Annotated in this window: 16 protein-coding genes, 1 tRNA gene and 1 pseudogene; 11 read left to right on the top strand and 7 right to left on the bottom strand. The window is 47.3% G+C overall.

Features of this window, described 5'->3' with window-relative positions; all coding sequences use genetic code 11:
• Positions 1–143 precede the first annotated feature (143 nt).
• Positions 144–2,213, top strand: a complete 2,070-nt coding sequence (locus KNO72_RS11775) for an alpha-amylase family protein (protein ID WP_214758237.1) — start codon at positions 144–146, stop codon at positions 2,211–2,213.
• Between the two features lie 27 nt (positions 2,214–2,240).
• Here the strand turns inward: KNO72_RS11775 and KNO72_RS11770 are convergent, their stop codons facing one another.
• The 3 genes from KNO72_RS11770 to KNO72_RS11760 all read right to left on the bottom strand — a co-directional run bounded on the left by KNO72_RS11770 (position 2,241) and on the right by KNO72_RS11760 (position 6,313).
• Complete coding sequence (locus KNO72_RS11770; protein WP_371815855.1) at positions 2,241–4,856, bottom strand: putative bifunctional diguanylate cyclase/phosphodiesterase; 2,616 nt, start codon at positions 4,854–4,856, stop codon at positions 2,241–2,243.
• A gap of 105 nt (positions 4,857–4,961) precedes the next feature.
• Positions 4,962–5,828 carry a YitT family protein gene (locus tag KNO72_RS11765; protein ID WP_015880767.1) on the bottom strand — a complete coding sequence of 289 codons (867 nt, stop codon included), beginning with the start codon at positions 5,826–5,828 and terminating at the stop codon, positions 4,962–4,964.
• 77 nt (positions 5,829–5,905) lie between these two features.
• Positions 5,906–6,313 carry a YkvA family protein gene (locus tag KNO72_RS11760; RefSeq protein WP_015880768.1) on the bottom strand — a complete coding sequence of 136 codons (408 nt, stop codon included), beginning with the start codon at positions 6,311–6,313 and terminating at the stop codon, positions 5,906–5,908.
• A 112-nt stretch (positions 6,314–6,425) separates the two neighbouring features.
• On the opposite strand from KNO72_RS11760, the gene KNO72_RS11755 reads away from it, so the two are divergent.
• Entirely contained in the window at positions 6,426–7,664 is a 1,239-nt protein-coding gene (locus KNO72_RS11755; protein ID WP_015880769.1) for an aminopeptidase, read from the top strand.
• A gap of 39 nt (positions 7,665–7,703) precedes the next feature.
• Here KNO72_RS11755 and KNO72_RS11750 read toward each other — a convergent pair whose 3' ends face one another.
• A complete protein-coding gene (locus tag KNO72_RS11750) occupies positions 7,704–8,486 on the bottom strand; it encodes an alpha/beta hydrolase (protein ID WP_214689116.1) in 783 nt (260 codons plus the stop codon).
• A gap of 114 nt (positions 8,487–8,600) precedes the next feature.
• Here KNO72_RS11750 and KNO72_RS11745 point away from each other — a divergent pair, with 114 nt between their 5' ends.
• The 6 genes from KNO72_RS11745 to KNO72_RS11720 all read left to right on the top strand — a co-directional run bounded on the left by KNO72_RS11745 (position 8,601) and on the right by KNO72_RS11720 (position 11,467).
• The gene (locus KNO72_RS11745) at positions 8,601–9,182 is read left to right on the top strand and encodes a TetR/AcrR family transcriptional regulator (RefSeq protein WP_214689118.1); all 582 of its coding nucleotides are present in this window, start codon (positions 8,601–8,603) and stop codon (positions 9,180–9,182) included.
• Positions 9,175–9,519 carry a DMT family transporter gene (locus KNO72_RS11740; protein ID WP_031420984.1) on the top strand — a complete coding sequence of 115 codons (345 nt, stop codon included), beginning with the start codon at positions 9,175–9,177 and terminating at the stop codon, positions 9,517–9,519. Before KNO72_RS11745 ends, KNO72_RS11740 begins: the two co-directional genes overlap by 8 nt.
• The gene (locus tag KNO72_RS11735; protein ID WP_015880773.1) at positions 9,516–9,830 is read left to right on the top strand and encodes a DMT family transporter; all 315 of its coding nucleotides are present in this window, start codon (positions 9,516–9,518) and stop codon (positions 9,828–9,830) included. The genes KNO72_RS11740 and KNO72_RS11735 overlap by 4 nt, the downstream gene beginning before the upstream one ends.
• A gap of 72 nt (positions 9,831–9,902) precedes the next feature.
• On the top strand, positions 9,903–10,460 hold the full coding sequence (locus KNO72_RS11730; protein ID WP_015880774.1) for a GNAT family N-acetyltransferase: 558 nt from the start codon (positions 9,903–9,905) through the stop codon (positions 10,458–10,460).
• A gap of 86 nt (positions 10,461–10,546) precedes the next feature.
• A tRNA-Val gene (locus tag KNO72_RS11725) sits at positions 10,547–10,619 on the top strand.
• Positions 10,620–10,768: 149 nt separating this feature from the next.
• Positions 10,769–11,467 (top strand): DUF554 domain-containing protein, encoded by a 699-nt coding sequence (locus KNO72_RS11720; protein WP_214689120.1) that lies wholly within the window; start codon positions 10,769–10,771, stop codon positions 11,465–11,467.
• 36 nt (positions 11,468–11,503) lie between these two features.
• Here KNO72_RS11720 and KNO72_RS11715 read toward each other — a convergent pair whose 3' ends face one another.
• Positions 11,504–12,292, bottom strand: a complete 789-nt coding sequence (locus tag KNO72_RS11715) for a pyrroline-5-carboxylate reductase family protein (protein WP_251024998.1) — start codon at positions 12,290–12,292, stop codon at positions 11,504–11,506.
• 192 nt (positions 12,293–12,484) lie between these two features.
• Between KNO72_RS11715 and yidD the strand changes: the two genes are divergently transcribed.
• Together yidD and KNO72_RS11705 are read left to right on the top strand one after the other, a co-directional pair.
• Entirely contained in the window at positions 12,485–12,754 is a 270-nt protein-coding gene (yidD, locus tag KNO72_RS11710; RefSeq protein ID WP_015880777.1) for a membrane protein insertion efficiency factor YidD, read from the top strand.
• A 129-nt stretch (positions 12,755–12,883) separates the two neighbouring features.
• Entirely contained in the window at positions 12,884–14,236 is a 1,353-nt protein-coding gene (locus tag KNO72_RS11705; RefSeq protein ID WP_214685527.1) for an alanine/glycine:cation symporter family protein, read from the top strand.
• A gap of 17 nt (positions 14,237–14,253) precedes the next feature.
• Here the strand turns inward: KNO72_RS11705 and KNO72_RS11700 are convergent.
• Positions 14,254–14,619 (bottom strand): annotated as a pseudogene (locus tag KNO72_RS11700) (potassium channel family protein).
• 87 nt (positions 14,620–14,706) lie between these two features.
• Here KNO72_RS11700 and KNO72_RS11695 point away from each other — a divergent pair.
• The gene (locus KNO72_RS11695; RefSeq protein ID WP_214758233.1) at positions 14,707–15,948 is read left to right on the top strand and encodes a cytochrome P450; all 1,242 of its coding nucleotides are present in this window, start codon (positions 14,707–14,709) and stop codon (positions 15,946–15,948) included.
• Between the two features lie 38 nt (positions 15,949–15,986).
• Here the strand turns inward: KNO72_RS11695 and KNO72_RS11690 are convergent, their stop codons facing one another.
• Positions 15,987–16,736 carry a sugar nucleotide-binding protein gene (locus KNO72_RS11690; RefSeq protein ID WP_214689122.1) on the bottom strand — a complete coding sequence of 250 codons (750 nt, stop codon included), beginning with the start codon at positions 16,734–16,736 and terminating at the stop codon, positions 15,987–15,989.
• Positions 16,737–16,746: the final 10 nt, after the last annotated feature.

Here is a 16,746-nt window from a genome sequence, read left to right as displayed (position 1 = left end):
TCCTTTCTTCTACATCGTACATGATTTTGTAAAAAACGACAGAAAATATTTTTTTGAAAAAGGAAAAAACGGGGAAATGTATAATCATTAAGAGTAGTGTCTCTTGATGAGAGAAGACAATTAGATGCATAAGGAGAGTCAGTATGTCAGAGAACTCGACGTTACACAAGCTGTGCCAGGTTTTACGAAACAAGCGAACGAATCTTACCTATGAGATTCCAAGTCTTTGGAATCGCATGCGTTTCCATTCCGAGCCGGTTCGAGATGGGGTGGAACGTGTCAATCCATATGATTTTTTGTTGGAAACGATTGAAAAAACGATTTTCCCGTATGCACATGAAAGTCGCGACTATCGTACTTCCATTGCGCTTGCAGACGGACATTTACAAACCGGAGGGGATTGGATCAAACGGGCATCGGTTTACTCCATGCAAGTTCGTACATCGACCTCATGGGACCACGATGGGTCGGGTTACGTTGAAATGGAGAATTCAGTGGGAATGAAAGACACAGGCACTTTTGTGAAAGCGCTTGCATTGATTCCACATCTTCTCTATATGGGGATCGATACATTATTCCTCTTGCCGATTTCGCAACACAGCCATAAAAACAAGAAGGGTGAATTCGGTTCTCCTTATGCCGTGCAAGACTTTTTCGCAATCGATGAAGAGTTGAAGGAAACGTTAACTGGTGACGAGATGACGGTCGAAGAAGAATTTGCCGCATTCGTGGAGGCCTGTCACATGGTAGGGATTCGTGTCGTCATCGATGTCATCCCGCGAACGTGTGCCCGAGATAACCGTCTCATCTTAGAAAACCCGGAATGGTTTTACTGGATTCCCTTGACGGAAGTCGATTACTATCATCCGCCATATGTTCCGGGCATTGGGGAGAACGTCAAACCGGAATTTGCTTTCTTGCCGATGGTGTATAACTCAGAAGACGTATGGCAACACTTGCGACGGTTTTCCATGGCACCGAACTTGATTGATGCGGAGAAGTGGGATCGTGTACGTAACACGTTGCTCGAGCATCCAAAAGAAAACGTGTTGGCGATGATTGAACGAGAGTTCGGCTTGACGACTGCACCTGCTTTCTCGGATTGTATCAATGACCCGCAACCACCATGGTCAGACGTAACCTATTTCCGACTTTTCTTAGACCATCCGCTTGCAGCGGCACCTTATGTGAACGATGCGAACATTGCGCCTTATATTCTGTTTGACTCGATCAAATCCAATCAATTCCGAGGAAATGAGATCAATGAACCCCTTTGGGAGATGCTCGCTGACATCATTCCTCACTATCAACGGGAATACGGTATAGATGGGGCGCGTATTGATATGGGTCATGCCCTTCCGGTTGATTTAGCACAACGAATTTTGGAACAACCGCGTGCCATCGATTCGAATTTCAGCTTTATCGCTGAAGAACTCATCGAGTCTGGAGCCTGGGCGGCGAAGGATGCTGGCTATAACATGATTATCGGATATGGCTTCTATAAAGAACCGCGATTCAACACGCATGAAACTCATCAATTCTTATATGATTCACGCTTTTTACCTCTACCAGTATTTGCGGCAGGTGAAACGGCCGATACACGTCGTCTCGCGACACGGGAAGGTGGACGAAAGGCAAGTCGCTTGTTGACGGTGTTAAACGGATTTATGCCAAATGGAGTCCCGATGACGAACTCGGGGCTTGAATTGTATGAGACACAACCGATGAACACTGGACTCGATTGTCGACCGGAAGAGGCGTATCAACTCTTCCCGACGGACCCTTATTTCGGCAAGCTTGCGTTTTTTGATGCATATCAGTTTCATTGGGACCATCCAGAACGGGATGAAATGATTGAAGTGATGCATCAAGTGGCTGAAATTCGACGTCGATGGTTGGATGTGCTCGTTGATCCGAATCACTTTGAACCGCTCGTTTTAAATGAACCGTTCGCCCCATTCATTGGATTCGCTTGGTTACGGCCAGAAACGAATGATACGTTGCTCATCGTAGCGAATACGAACATGGTAGATGCGCTACGAGGAGTGGTCACGCTTGATGGGGTGAGACGTCGAAATTGGAATGCGAGTCGTTTTGCGGAGATGGTCTATTCACCTGACTCATGGCCGTATGCGGAGCATTCGTTTGATGACAATTGGAATCTCGTGGTCGATTTGAAACCGGGAGAAGTCAAAGTGTATGAAATGAGATGAGAAAACGCCTTGGACCGAATAACCGGTTCAAGGCGTTGTGTGTTTCATGTAGTAAATGACGAATTCATCTAGCGGCATCGGTTTCGCATAGCGATATCCTTGCATGGAGTCACAACCGATTTTACGAAGGAACGTCTCCTGGTACTCGGTTTCGACGCCTTCGGCAACGAGTGCCATACCGAGTTGGCGTGCCATGGCGACAATGGTCGTCGTGACCATTTGATATTCGCGATTCTCTTCAAGCTGCATCGTGAACTCGCGAGGAATTTTCAATTCATCGATTGGATAACGGACGAGGTATGCGAGTGAACTGTACCCTGTCCCGAAATCATCGATAGACAGCTTGATGCCGAGTGCTTTTAACTCTAAAATGCGATTTAATACACGATCCGAATGATGTGCGGCCACGGTTTCTGTCAACTCAAAATTAAGGCGTGACGGTTCAATCGGGAACCGCTCGAACAATGTTTTCAAGTAATCGATCAAATGTTCATCGAACAACTGACGGACGGACAGGTTAACGGATAGTTTTGGTAAGTGGATGTCCCCTTGTTCAAACACGTGGATTAATTGGAATGTTTCATGAATCATCCAACGACCTAAATCCTGAATATGTCCCGTTTCTTCAGCAATCGGAATGAACTGGCTTGGTGGAATGAACGCACCGTTATGTTGCCAGCGCATGAGCGCCTCTGCTCCGATGATTGCTTTCGTCGAGGCATCCACTTGAGGCTGAAGGAAAAGGGAAATCTCGCCTTTTTCAAGTGCGGTTTCAAGCCCTTCCATTAACACTTTCCGCTCTTCTTTGTCCTCCCGTAACTCTGGTTCGAACATGACGGTTTCGTCACGACCTTTGTCTTTCGCGCGATACATCGCCAAATCGGCATTCGAGAGCAAGTGCTTTAATTTTTTCCCATGCTCCGGGAAGCGGACAATCCCGATCGAGGCATGGACTTCGACGAGTGTCCCGGCCATATAATACGGGGGACGATAGACAAGCCGCCGCAATCGTTCCGTCAACATCTCATCGTCTCCATGTTCCGCGACGACGATAAACTCATCGCCCCCGAGTCGCCCGGCATATTCGTTCGGCAAGAGTGCAGTCCGCAGCCGTTTTCCGATATGTTGTAATAACTGGTCACCCATATGATGACCGAATTGATCATTGATTTCTTTAAATCCATCCAAATCGGAAAACATCAATGTGAACGTACGCCCTTCCTCGATCAAGCGTTCGATTTGCTCTTGAAGTGCGTAGCGGTTATGAAGACCGGTCAAACTATCGAATTTAGCTTGATACAGAATTTGTTCTTGTTGCTCGATCATCTGGGTGATGTCTTTAGCGATAGCGTAGATGCCCTCGACTTCTCCCTCGATGATCATTGGGACGTTGACCAATTGCCAGACGCGTGTTTCCCCTTCGTCGGTCATCACATGCACATCGATTGTTCGGGGACGACCGTTCGTCAACTCTTGAAGAATGATGGTATAAGGTGCACGGTCTTTCGATTCAATGATGTCTAAGATGTTCGAGCCGAGTAGTGTTTCGGTTGTCAGTCCTAAGATAGAGCTGCCGGCCTCGTTGACAGATAACACTTCGCCATGCAAGTCGAATAAGAAAATCGGTTCTGAATGGTAGGCAAAAAGCGAACGGTATTGCTGTTCACGGATTTCTAATTCATGTGCCTTGGTCGACACGGCAACTTCCAAATCTGTGTTGACGGAATGCAAACGATGACTGATGAGTGCGTTCTGTTTGGAGACGACAAACTGACGAATGAGCAACAAGAGAACAGCATTTGCGATCATCGAGTCCATTACGGATGTTCCAAGAAGGCGATCGGAAGCGAGTAAAAACATCATGACGACCACACTATACAGCACATAATCGACAATGGAATCGTAGGCAAGTGCATCTTCCGATACATCATCGACCCAGTAGCTGATCGAGATGGTCAAGATACTACTGACTTGCAACAGATGAATCAATTCATGTGTAATTCCGGAAAAGACAACCAACGTGTTTGCAATCGAAGCAATCGTGAATCCAAGAATTCCGACGAGCAATAAAATGCGGAACTGTTGACCAGCTGAGACGACTCGATTTAAGTACAGGAATGCGAGCATCATATAGAGGCTGATGAGTAACATCTGCTCTTCAAATCCGCTCAACTGTGACACTAGCGAGACGTCTTGCGTTGAAAAGAACCAAATATGAAGTCCGCCAATCAAAAGGAAACTAAACAGGGCGAATAAATCGAATGTGCGCAGTTTCAAAGTACGAAACTCAATCGATTGCGTGATGACGATTAAAGCCATGATTAAATAAAAGAAATTTTGAAGGAACAACAAGGACTGCGTATTGTCGTTGGTTGAAAGATAGTGCATCAGTAAGTACAGCGTGAAACATACATTTCCTGCACTAATCAAAACATGGATAAAACGCCGCATCCCTCTATGTTTAAAAATTGCTACTCCGCTAAAACCAATCGCGGCCCCGGATATGACGAGATAATAGATGAACAACGTGATCTGTCGTAAGTCGTGCGGGGTTAAAAATAAAAATAAAAGTCCGGTAGAAAAAGTTCCGATGAGAATCGCCGGAACGTATTGGCGCAACGAGTAAGCAGACAACTCATGCACCTCCTTCTGTATATGTATGGGGCTCTTATTTATTATCGGAACAGGTGAACAAAGATTACACAAAAAAATCGACAACAATCTATATTGTTGTCGAAAATTTTAGATTTACAGTGTATAGGAGTGTTCTTTAAAGTTCCCGACGACTGAATCGATTTCAGACACAGTGACAAATGCCTCAGAATCGATTTCAGACACGATTTGACGAAGGCGTGGGATTTCATTGTTCTGGACGACGACGTACAGCATTTTTTTCGAATCGTTCGAATATCCGCCTGTCGCATCCATGATGGTGACGCCCCGTTTCAAATTCTGCTTGATGACCAAATTGATTTCGTCTGCTTTTTGACAAATGATGAAGCATTGCTTTTGGGCAGCGAAGAATTTATGAATCGTAAGTAGCGTTCGGGATCTGACGAAGCTTAACACAAGCGCGTACATGACAGCTTTGATGTCAAAGACGATGAAGACCAACACATAGACGATGATGTCTTGTGTCAGAAAGATTTTAGGCAACGACAAGTTTCGATTATTCATATAGATGACTTTCCCTAGAATGTCGAGTCCACCGGTGGAAGCTCCTGCAAAGAGGAGAAGTGCGAGTCCAAGCCCTGAAACGATTCCGCTGAACACCGAAGCGACGAGCGGATCATCGAGTGGGGTCGGGGGAATCAAGACTGGCAAACTATCGATGAGGATAGAGGAAAGTACGACGACAATTCCTGTCATCAAGATAAATCGACGTCCCAAATATTTTAGTCCCAATAAAAAGAGTGGGATATTAAGCACGAGCTGTGTCAAACCGATGGGAGTTCCAAACAGTTCATTCGTAATCAACGTGATTCCGACGATTCCCCCAGAACCGATTTCGTTTGGTTTGAGCAGTAAGCTGACAAAGACAGACTGAAGGATTGTCCCGGCAATGATGAACAGTACCGTTTCAAGGGCAACCCGTTTTCGAGATTTTGCATACATAGATAATGGCTAGGCCTGACGCCTCCTTTTTGTAAGTCTTCTGCAAGCGTACTGCTACTTTTACGTCATTTCAAGTCTCACATGTCATTATGGAATCGATCGATATCACTCGCTAATTGCTCATGTACGTAATCGATGACTTGAGCATCATCAAAAAGTCCGAGCGGGACATCGTCTGGAATCGCATCGAATGGGGAGACGAAGTACAGGATGGCCGCAACGAGCTCCTCTTGTTTATCTGCTTGCATCTCAAATTGTTCATTGTAAAGCGCGCGTAACATATTCAGCATTTGTTTCATCTGGAAGTAAAGTGTCAGTTCTTCTTCACGCTCGATGTTACTGATTTCATTGGATGCCACATCGACTGTGACTTTTGCGAGTGCGCGTTCACCTTGAACGAGCAAGTCGCCCAATTGTTCTCGGTCGCGGATGTCTTCTTTCGCTTGTTTTAAAAAATGTGTGTATGTTGTTTTCCAATCTGCCATTTGGATTCCTCCTTCTTTCTTCATCTACTAATATGCCCGTTTTTGCGCATTGGTTGCAACTTTTCCTGAAATTTAAGAAAATAAAGATAACTGAAAAGGAGGAACGATACATATGTCTAAGATTTCGATGCCGACAGAGGCAGATTTCGCACGCTATGCAGAATTAGCGGTGAAAAAAGGTGTGAACATTCAACCTGGTCAACAATTAGAAGTACGTGCTGACATCAGTCAGGCACCACTCGTCCGTCACGTGGTGAAAGCTGCTTATGCGGCAGGAGCGAAGCAAGTATTCGTCAACTGGAGCGACGAAGAAACAGGGAAAATTCGTTATTTCAATGCACCAGCGGATTCATTCAAAGAGTTTCCAGATTGGTTGAAGGCCCGTTTTGAGCAATTGGCTGAAGAAAAAACGGCATTCTTGTCAATCGTCAGTGATGACCCGGATGCGTTGAATGGTGTGGAATCGTCACGCATCTCGGATGCGAACCGTGCAGCAGGACAAGCGCTCGCGAAGTGGCGTCAATATGTGATGAGCGACAATGTGAGCTGGTCAATCGTCGCAGGTGCGTCAGAAGCGTGGGCACAAAAAGTATTCCCGGGACGTGATGATGCGGTTGCGGCATTATGGCAAGCCATCTTCGCAGCAACGCGGATGGATCAAGAAGATGTCGTCGCGGCATGGGATACACACGATCAATCACTTCGTAGCCGTGCGAAGCTATTGACAGAGAAGAAGTATGCGAAGCTTCATTACAAAGCACCAGGGACGGAACTGACAATCGGACTTCCGAAAAAACATGTCTTCCTTGGCGGTGGCGGCCCGAACGTCGATGGCATCGACTTTATCGCGAACATGCCGACGGAAGAGGTGTTCACGCTCGCAGATAAAGACTCTGTGGAAGGTCACGTGTCGAGCACAAAACCACTCAGCTACAGCGGGAACTTGATTGATGAGTTCACCCTTTGGTTTGAAGGTGGGAAAGTCGTCAAAGCGGAGGCGAAGAAAGGGCAAGCGGCTCTTGATGAATTGTTGAACATGGATGAGGGGGCGCGTCGTATCGGTGAAGTAGCGCTCGTTCCGGATGATTCTCCAATCTCGAACTCGGGTCTTCTCTTCTATAACACGTTGTTTGATGAGAATGCATCGTGTCACTTGGCGCTCGGCCGTGCGTACTCGACATGTCTCGAAGGGGGGCCTTCGATGTCACAAGAAGAGCTCGCGGCGAACGGTGCGAACGACTCGATGACACACGTTGACTTCATGATTGGTTCAGCCGAAATGAATATCGATGGTGAACGAGAAGACGGGACGCGTGAGGCAATCATGCGTGACGGGAACTGGGTCATCTAAACGAAAGAGCGAATTCCGAAAGTTACGGAATTCGCTCTTTTACGTGCAATCGTATAGATAGCGCAGTGCGTCAGGCAAGCGGCGGCGCCAGGCCGATTCGTTGTGAATCGCGTCTGGTTCGACCTCATATCGCAAGGCGATGCCTTTCTGCGCGATGACTTCAATCAGTTTCGCATTCGTGAACAGGTAGTCGCTTGGCGTGATTGGCCCACTCTCTTCATTTGTGCCGATGTCCATATATAGTTTACCCGCGAACTCAGCTTGTTTCATTTCTCGAATCAACGGATCAAGATTGGCCCATGCCGCGGTGGAGAGGGAGCCAACTCGTCGAATAGAAGGATAGGTCGCCATCATGTATAAAGAGATGACACCTCCCATCGAGCTCCCCATGACCCCGACATCTTCTGGGTCAGTGGCGAACTCGCTGTCAATTCGTGGTTTTAATTCATTCATGAGCCAATCTGTATACATACGACCTTGGCCACCGAGTGTCGGACGAGTTTTCGCCAGTTCAGGTCCAATCCGACGATATAACATCTCATCTTCCTCATATGAATACTCATCGTAACGGTCTAGCCAGTTCGGGGCACTCGCGATGGCGACGACCATGAGCGGGAGTTGGAGCAGGTCGATGCAACGATCGATTTCCCAACCTTCTCCATATGTAGCAGTGTTTCCAGAAAACACATTTTGTCCATCATGCATATACAGGACGGGAAGCGGGGTGCTGACGTCGACCCAGTCTGGTCGAAATACGCGGACAATCCGCTTTTGACCACGTACTTTCTCCGTCGGAATCGACACGTTTAATTGTTCAATCATCTTTCGTCACCTCTTTCTACTTATATTGTGGAGAATCATGAACCAAAATACAATTGCTTGACTTGACTACCTACCGTTCGTTAGTTAGAGTGTAAGACAAGGAGAGTGAATGACATGAATACAAAAGAAAAAATCATGCAGTCTGCTCGCACACGCTTCGCACGGGAAGGTTACGAAGGGTTGTCACTAGCGGCAGTAGCGGAAGATGTAGGAATTCGCAAGCCGTCTTTATATGCCCATATCGATGGGAAAGAACAATTGTTCAAACAAGTCGTCACAGACATGGCGAATCGTTACGAAGAAGTATGGCAGACAACGAGTGACGATACGGTAGGACGACCACCTTTAGAACGAATCGAGTCAATCGTCAACACGCTCACGTCCTTCTTTAGTGATCATGAGACATGGATGTTGACGAAACGAATGTTACTTGTCCCTCCCCCGGAGTTTCGAGAGTATATCGAGGAAGTCATCGGGACGGTCGAAACCAAGCTGAAACGATTTGAGAAAGAACAATTTCGACTGGCGATGGAGCGTGGCGATTTACCGGTACAATCGCTCGATGAACTATATGCTGCGTACTATTGCTTTTTAGATGGCGCCTTACTGTCGTTATTCACATTTGAAGAGGATCGGGAGATGCGACAACAAGCTGCGTTTCGAATTTTCAAGAAAGGGGTGGGTTGGGATGAGTAAAGAGAAGGGTGCATGGATTTCCCTCCTGTTTGCAGGACTACTCGAAATCGTCTGGGCGACGACGATGAAGCTGTCTGAAGGCTTCACGGTTTTAGGTCCGACATTGTGGACAATCGTGTTATTGATTCTTAGTTTCGGATTATTGGCGAAAGCGTTTCGGACGCTCCCTGCCGGTACGGGGTACGCCGTATTCACAGGAATCGGAGCGGTCGGCACAGTCATAGTTGGTGCCTTCTTATTTGACGAGGGGCTTAGTGGATGGAAACTAATCCTTGTGACGACGTTGATTATCGGCATCATCGGATTGAAGCAAGTGACAGGAGGGGAAGAGGCATGAGTTGGGTTTATCTGATTGGAGCAGGAATTGCTGAAATGACAGCCGTTTTCTTTATGGGGAAATCGAAAGGATACCAGATTTTAAAATGGTCGATTGCATCAATTTTATCGTTTGCGCTCAGCTTTTATTGGTTATCGAAATCACTTGAGGTCATTCCTCTTAGTCTTGCCTATTCCATCTGGGTAGGTATCGGTGCGGCCGGCGGCGTCATTTTAGGTATGCTTTATTTGAACGAATCGAAAAGTCGTTGGCGTATCTTTTATTTGACGTTGATTATCGGGAGTGTGGTCGGATTAAAAGTTGTGGCCTAAAGGGTTGAAATGTGCTGAAAACGGGAATTTAATAATTCAGATTATGATGATGAAAGAAAGGGGCGGAAAACGATGCATCTTGTCGAGTTGCAATCTGAACGTTTGCGGTTTGAACCGTATACGCTTTCTGATTTCTATTTTGTCAAATCGCTTCTCCAAGATCCTCGGGTGATGCGCTTCATCAGTCCGGATGGGAGACCGTACACTGACGAACAGACGATTGAGTGGTTTGAACGTCAATTGGCTCGTTATGAGACAGGACGCCAGACCGGTCTCCTGAAGCTCATGACATTTGACAGTGATGAACCGATTGGTCACGCAGGTACGTTATTGCATGAATTGGACGGTAAAATCGAGTTGGAAGTCGGATATTGGTTGTCACCGAAGCATTGGCATATGGGATATGGTCGAGAAGCCGCCGCGCGTCTGATGCAGCATGCTTTTACGGAAGGCGAGAAGGAGATTATTTCTCTGATTCATCCGGATAATGTTCCGTCTCAACGTGTCGCTAAGGCGAACGGTCTTCATTGGGATCGAGATACATTCTATAAGGACATGCTCGTCTCCGTTTATGCGGGCGATTTGGAGCGGTTATGTCGACATATCGACCGTCAACAAATGACACGATGAAAAAGTCTCTAAAAAAATAAAAAAGTTGTTGCCAACTCAATAGTTTCTTGATATATTAATAGTGTCCTTAAGAGAGGACACGACCTGATTCTGTAGCTCAGCTGGGAGAGCGCTACCTTGACAGGGTAGAGGTCGCTGGTTCGAGCCCAGTCAGAATCACTTGGGTGCCAAACCCTCGAGAAACCCACCGGAACATGGGTTTCCGCGAAGCCACTTCTTGCGAGAAGTGGCTCTTTTTTTGTATGTTGACATGGCACGAAAGCAATTGGTATATTCCTTTCAATACATAATGAAACGGGGAATGCGACATGGTTCTAACGGGAACCCTCGTCAATGCCGGACTAATTGTCATCGGGGCATTGCTAGGTCTCTTATTTCACCGCATTCCGGAGCGTATGAAAGAGACGGTGACGGCGGCAATCGGGCTTGCGGTCATCTTGCTTGGGATTCAAATGGGGATGAAAAGTGAGAACTTCTTAATCGTCATCGGAAGTCTAGTCGTCGGGTCTGCGCTCGGGGAATGGTGGAAGTTAGATGAATTATTGAATGAAGTCGGTTATCGGCTCGAACGGCGCCTTGGGAGTCAATCGAGTGTAGCGGAAGGATTCGTAACGGCCACGCTCATTTTCGTGATCGGGGCGATGGCCATTATCGGGGCGCTCGATAGCGGGTTACGTGGTGATCATGACGTGTTATACACGAAAGGGTTGATTGATGGTTTTACGGCCCTCGTGTTAAGTTCGACACTTGGGATTGGGGTCATGTTTTCAGCAGTTCCAGTGTTACTGTATCAGGGCGGAATCGCGTTACTCGCCATTCAAATCATGAAGTTCATTCCGGAGTCGCTCATGGACAGCTTTATTTTAGAGATGACCGCGACCGGTGGAGTCATGATTGTGGCGATTGGCTTGAACTTGGTTGGAATCACTAAAATTCGCGTGGCCAATTTATTACCGGGGATTTTAGTGGTGGGTTTGATTGTGTCCATCATACATACAATCAATTGAAAAAATGGATGGAAGCGAGTCGCTTCCATCCATTTTTTATGGTTTCTCGATCGTTTCATGATCTTCTTTGGCACTTTCACGCAAGGCTGAAGCCATCACGTCAGCAAGGTTCCGTTCCTGAAGCACGCCGACGCCTCGGTCTGTCGGTCCGCCTGGAGCGGCCACGTCGGCAATCAGTTCATTCGTCTTCCGTGTTTCATGAGACAACAACTCAGCGGAGCCTTTCATCGCTTGAGCGACAATTTGACGCGCTGTCTGTTCATCGTAACCGACATCCGTTAGGACGGGCGTCATCGCACCCACGATTTCATAGAAGAAGGCCGGGCTGCACCCGGCAGCAGCCATAAAGGCCGACATCGTCTTCGCATCGGTGACGGCCGTTCGTCCGACCCGTTCAAAGAGAGAAGTCGCTTTTGCGCGATCAGCCTCATCAGTTTCTGGACCGAACCATAGACCCGTCATCCCGCTCCGATAGGCGACAGGCGTGTTCGGCATGGCGCATACGGCTGGTAACCCTGAAGCCTCTTCTAACTGGCTCGGTTCGATATGTGCCGCGACCGAGACGAGTAACGGTGTCTTCCATTCTTTCGATTCTACATATGGCATGACGCCATCTGGTTGCATCGCTAATACGACGATGTCATAGTCGTTCACGTTTTCGTCCTCGACGATTTGAACGCCGAGTTCATCTTGTAGGAAGAGTAAACGCTCCCGGTCACTTCGGTTTGTCATTGTGATGTGTGTCGGTTCGATGCCCGAGTCGATCCACCCGCGAACGAGTGCCTCGCTCATCGATCCTGCACCGACCATTAGTAGTTGATTCATCATTCGTCACCTCTTCTTTTCGATTCGGTCAATAGTTATGTTGACTATCATAACAAACATACACTCGAATATCGCCCATCCTGCTCATTTGTAAAGAGATGGAAAACGATTTGACATAGGAATCGACGAACATGACAAACGTTTCAAATCGCGCTATGATGGCACTAATTCAAAAGAGTGAGGCGAAATCGTGTGAAACGTGTACTAGTAAAAGGGATTCAAGGTTATCAGCGTTTTATTTCACCATTAAAGCCGCCAACGTGCCGATTTTATCCGAGCTGTTCGCACTACGGAATCGAAGCAATCGAAAAACATGGGGCTGTCAAAGGCAGTTATTTAACCGCTCGCCGACTCATTCGCTGTCAGCCGTTTCATCCAGGCGGGCTCGATTATGTTCCGGATACATTTGATTGGAAAGCGCCTTTACAACGAGAGAAACCTGAGTCACAGCGAGACGATTGAGTTCGTCTCGCTGTTTTTGTACAGAACAAACAATGAATCAGTTGTTTTAGTACAATACTTTTGCATTGTTCTAAGTATTCTGAAAAAATAGAGGTGTACACTATTTTTCGGGGGAAGGGGATACTTTGTATGGGGCAATCATTTAGTGAATGGGTGAGTACGGTGTCCAACTTTGTATGGGGACCACCGCTCTTGATTTTGCTTGTGGGGACAGGCATTTACTTGACGGTGCGTCTAGGTGGAATTCAAATCACCAAATTACCGTATGCGTTGAAATTGGCGTTTTCGAAAAATCAGGATCAATCCTCTAAAGGGGACATCAGTCACTTCCAGGCGCTCATGACCGCTCTGGCGGCGACTGTCGGTACGGGGAATATCGTCGGGGTGTCGACAGCGGTCGTATTAGGAGGACCGGGAGCCATCGTATGGATGTGGGTGTCCGGTTTCTTTGGGATGGCAACGAAATACGCAGAGGCAGTTCTTGCCGTGAAGTATCGGGTCACTGATGAGCGCGGTCAAATGGCTGGTGGACCGATGTACTATCTAGAACGAGGGTTGAATCAACGATGGTTAGCAGTAGCATTTGCTGCATTCGCATCGATTGCGGCGTTCGGTATTGGAAACGGGGTCCAAACGAACTCGGTCGCGCTTGCGCTCAAAACAACGTTTGACGTACCACTTTACATATCAGGGATTCTCATTATGATTTTTACAGGAGCGGTCATTCTCGGAGGCGTGCGTTCCATCGGGAAAGTGGTCAGTTACTTCGTCCCCGTCATGATTGCCTTCTACTTAGGTAGCGGTCTCATCATCATGGTGATGAATTACTCACTGATTCCGGATGCGTTCGCACTCATCTTTAGCAGTACGTTCAGTGCAGAAGCAATCGGTGGAGGGGCCATCGGAGCTGCCATTCGATACGGGGTGGCACGTGGTGTCTTCTCGAACGAAGCAGGTCTTGGCTCTGCTCCGATCGCAGCAGCGGCAGCGAAAACAGATATGCCGGGTCGTCAGGCGCTCGTCTCGATGACTCAAGTCTTCTTGGACACGCTTGTCGTCTGTTCGGTGACAGGATTGACACTCGTCATGGGTGGTCAAATCGAGACAGGACTTGAAGGGGTCGAATTGACTTCAGCTACATTTGAACTGTTCCTCGGACCAGCCGGCGGTTATATTGTCACAATCGGGCTCGTTTTGTTCGCCTATTCGACCGTGCTCGGTTGGTCGTATTACGGCGAACGCTCCATCCATTACTTGTTCGGACAAAAGTCGATTCTTCCCTATCGGATTGCTTTTGTACTCGTCGCGGGACTCGGTGCCATGACGACAAACTTGAACTTGGTATGGGCGTTATCGGATGTCTTCAACGGCTTAATGGCCATCCCGAACTTGATTGGTCTCTTGTTCTTGTCGGGTGTTGTCATTGCCGAGACGAAGCGTTTCAACCAACAGCTTGAAATTGAAAATCGAAAAGTTTCCTAAACGAAAGGACGCCATCCTTATGAATCAGAGGGTGGCGTCTTTTGTTTTGCTTCTAATTCATCGAGTCGTGCTTTTTGTAAATGATCAAACACTTTTGTGATAAAGCCAACCATGATGCCCACCCCGGTCAATACATATCCGATGGTGAATATTTTCCGATGTCGGTCTGTGGGGCAAAATCACCATATCCAATGGTAGTTAGGGTGATGACACTGAAGTAAAGTGCGTCCAACCAACGCATCTCCTCGAACCGGGTGTAAAAAAAGTGTACAGGAGAGGACGGTAAGGAAGGCAAGACTGAATAAGACTTGGAACTCAGGGTCACGGAGACCACACCAGACTCCGCGTACAATTCGACGCAATGTCAGTAAGAAAGGCAACATGTCGCTCGCTCCTTTCAATATTAGGTTTGTTCTCTAAAAACGGGGGAACATCCTCTATAGTTCGAAAAAAGAGAAAGGGTGAGTTGGATGGGGAAAGTCATACCGAAACAAGAAGGTCTCGACCATAGTGTCGATTTTTTACGGGAAGGATATTTGTTTGTCGCGAATCGACGCAAAAGTTTTCAGTCGAATATCTTTGAGTCGCGCCTGCTCGGGGAGCGCGTGATTTGCCTTGGAGGCGAAGAGGCTGCCGAGGTGTTCTATGATGCAGACAAATTCATGCGCCAGAATGCGGCGCCAAAACGTCTATTGAAAACCTTGTTTGGAGAAGATGGGGTCCAAACACTTGATGGTACGGCACATACGCATCGAAAACATATGTTCATGTCATTGATGACAAAAGAAAACATAGATCGATTGCTCCGATTGACATATCGTGAGTGGAACCAGATTGAACGAATGGGAGAGGAAATCGTCTTATACGATATTGCACAAGAAGTGTTGATGAAGGCCGTGTGTGAATGGTCGGGAGTTCCACTTGCGAAAGAAGAAGTGGGGAAGCGCACTGAAGAGATGAGGTTATTATTTGAATCGGGTACGTCTCTTGGTCCGACGTATTTACAAGGTCGGAAGGCACGAAGTTCCGCTGAAGCCTGGATTCGTCAGATGGTAAAAGAAGTGCGGTCGAATCGATTATTGCCGAACGAACATACGGCGCTGTACGAATTTTCGTGGCACCGGGATGAATCCGGAGAGTTATTACCTGAAGACGTCGTGGCGGTCGAAGTATTGAACATTTTACGCCCGACTGTCGCAATCTCGGTGTATGTCCTCTTCACTGTCTTAGCTTTACATCAGTTCCCGGATGTAAAAGAGCAGGTAGAGCGGGGAGAGGTCTCGAAAACAGAATTTGTCCAGGAAGTGAGACGGTTTTATCCATTTTTCCCTGTAGCGGCAGCTCGTGTCAAAACCGATTTTGAATGGGACGGCTATGCATTTTCGGAAGGGACGCTGACGCTTCTTGATTTGTACGGTACGAATCATGACTCCTCTATTTGGAAGGAGCCGGATCGATTCGATCCCTCTCGTTTTAAAGATTGGAACGAGAGTCCGTTTAACTTTATTCCGCAAGGTGGGGGAGATGTAGATTTTGGACATCGATGTGCCGGCGAACATGTGACCATTGCAATTCTTGCACAAGTCATTGAGTTGTTTACTAAGGAATACGCCTACACGGTCCCGCCTCAAGACTTAAGCTATAGTTTTGTAGACATGCCGAGTCTGCCGAAAAGTAAATTGCGATTGACTCATCTAACTCGAAATCAATAAAAAAGTCGCCTACTCGATGGGAGTAGGCGACTTTGAATTTACTTCGTTTGCAAATTTAGGTGTTTGGAGATGGGACGAATCGAGACCGATGAATCGATCATTCGATTATCCCGTTTCGGTTCATCGGTACATTCAATCTGCCAGTCGGTGTCATGAAGCTCTTTTAGTCCGACGGCGATGTCGTATAGGGAATAGTTCGCATTTCCGTTTAACTGATAGATGCCCGGTCCACGTTTAGTCAAAATTTCAAATAGCGCGTCTGCCGTGTCTACTAAAAATGAACATGATGGATACCAATGCTCACTCGCTTGGATGACCCCTCGTTGCTTCATCTCGTTCGTAAAATAGTCCATCATATTATTCGATCCGGCCTCATCCCCGATTTGCCATCCGAGACGAACGATTTGAGCACCAGGATTGGCGTTCATAATCGCACGTTCGCACTCACGCTTATACTTTCCATAGTCATCCTCGGCATCTGGTAGCGTATCTGGGGAAATCGGTCCGGTCACTTCATCTGAAAAAATTGAAACCGTGCTCGTGAACAGGAAAGGGATTTTCGCCTCACCACATAAACGAGCGAGCGTCTCGGCCCACTCCACCGCGCCCATACCGATATGTAAAAAGTAGTCCGGTCGGATGCGCTCGATGAATTCTCGCATTTCCTCTTCGTTTGTCGTGGACACTTGCTCGCGATTCCACGCAATCCCTTCAATTCCGTGGCGCTGTAACGTTTCGGCAACGACGGGTGCCACTGTACCGTTCATTCCTGTAAGAATAGCTTTCATTTCGGTTCGC

It is taken from the genome of Exiguobacterium sp. s123 (assembly GCF_018617075.1).
GTDB classification, from domain to species: Bacteria; Bacillota; Bacilli; order Exiguobacteriales; family Exiguobacteriaceae; genus Exiguobacterium; species Exiguobacterium profundum.
Note: the sequence above shows the minus strand (reverse complement) of the source record. Positions and strands in the feature narration are given on the sequence as shown.

Bases quoted from the DNA above. Each gene is read 5' to 3' on its own strand.
- KNO72_RS11775 (WP_214758237.1), top strand. From the start codon at position 144: ATGTCAGAGAACTCGACGTTACACAAGCTGTGCCAGGTTTTACGAAAC.
- KNO72_RS11765 (WP_015880767.1), bottom strand. From the start codon at position 5,828: ATGTATGCAAAATCTCGAAAACGGGTTGCCCTTGAAACGGTACTGTTC.
- KNO72_RS11760 (WP_015880768.1), bottom strand. From the start codon at position 6,313: ATGGCAGATTGGAAAACAACATACACACATTTTTTAAAACAAGCGAAA.
- KNO72_RS11755 (WP_015880769.1), top strand. From the start codon at position 6,426: ATGTCTAAGATTTCGATGCCGACAGAGGCAGATTTCGCACGCTATGCA.
- KNO72_RS11750 (WP_214689116.1), bottom strand. From the start codon at position 8,486: ATGATTGAACAATTAAACGTGTCGATTCCGACGGAGAAAGTACGTGGT.
- KNO72_RS11745 (WP_214689118.1), top strand. From the start codon at position 8,601: ATGAATACAAAAGAAAAAATCATGCAGTCTGCTCGCACACGCTTCGCA.
- KNO72_RS11740 (WP_031420984.1), top strand. From the start codon at position 9,175: ATGAGTAAAGAGAAGGGTGCATGGATTTCCCTCCTGTTTGCAGGACTA.
- KNO72_RS11735 (WP_015880773.1), top strand. From the start codon at position 9,516: ATGAGTTGGGTTTATCTGATTGGAGCAGGAATTGCTGAAATGACAGCC.
- KNO72_RS11730 (WP_015880774.1), top strand. From the start codon at position 9,903: ATGCATCTTGTCGAGTTGCAATCTGAACGTTTGCGGTTTGAACCGTAT.
- KNO72_RS11720 (WP_214689120.1), top strand. From the start codon at position 10,769: ATGGTTCTAACGGGAACCCTCGTCAATGCCGGACTAATTGTCATCGGG.
- KNO72_RS11715 (WP_251024998.1), bottom strand. From the start codon at position 12,292: ATGAATCAACTACTAATGGTCGGTGCAGGATCGATGAGCGAGGCACTC.
- KNO72_RS11705 (WP_214685527.1), top strand. From the start codon at position 12,884: ATGGGGCAATCATTTAGTGAATGGGTGAGTACGGTGTCCAACTTTGTA.
- KNO72_RS11695 (WP_214758233.1), top strand. From the start codon at position 14,707: ATGGGGAAAGTCATACCGAAACAAGAAGGTCTCGACCATAGTGTCGAT.
- KNO72_RS11690 (WP_214689122.1), bottom strand. From the start codon at position 16,736: ATGAAAGCTATTCTTACAGGAATGAACGGTACAGTGGCACCCGTCGTT.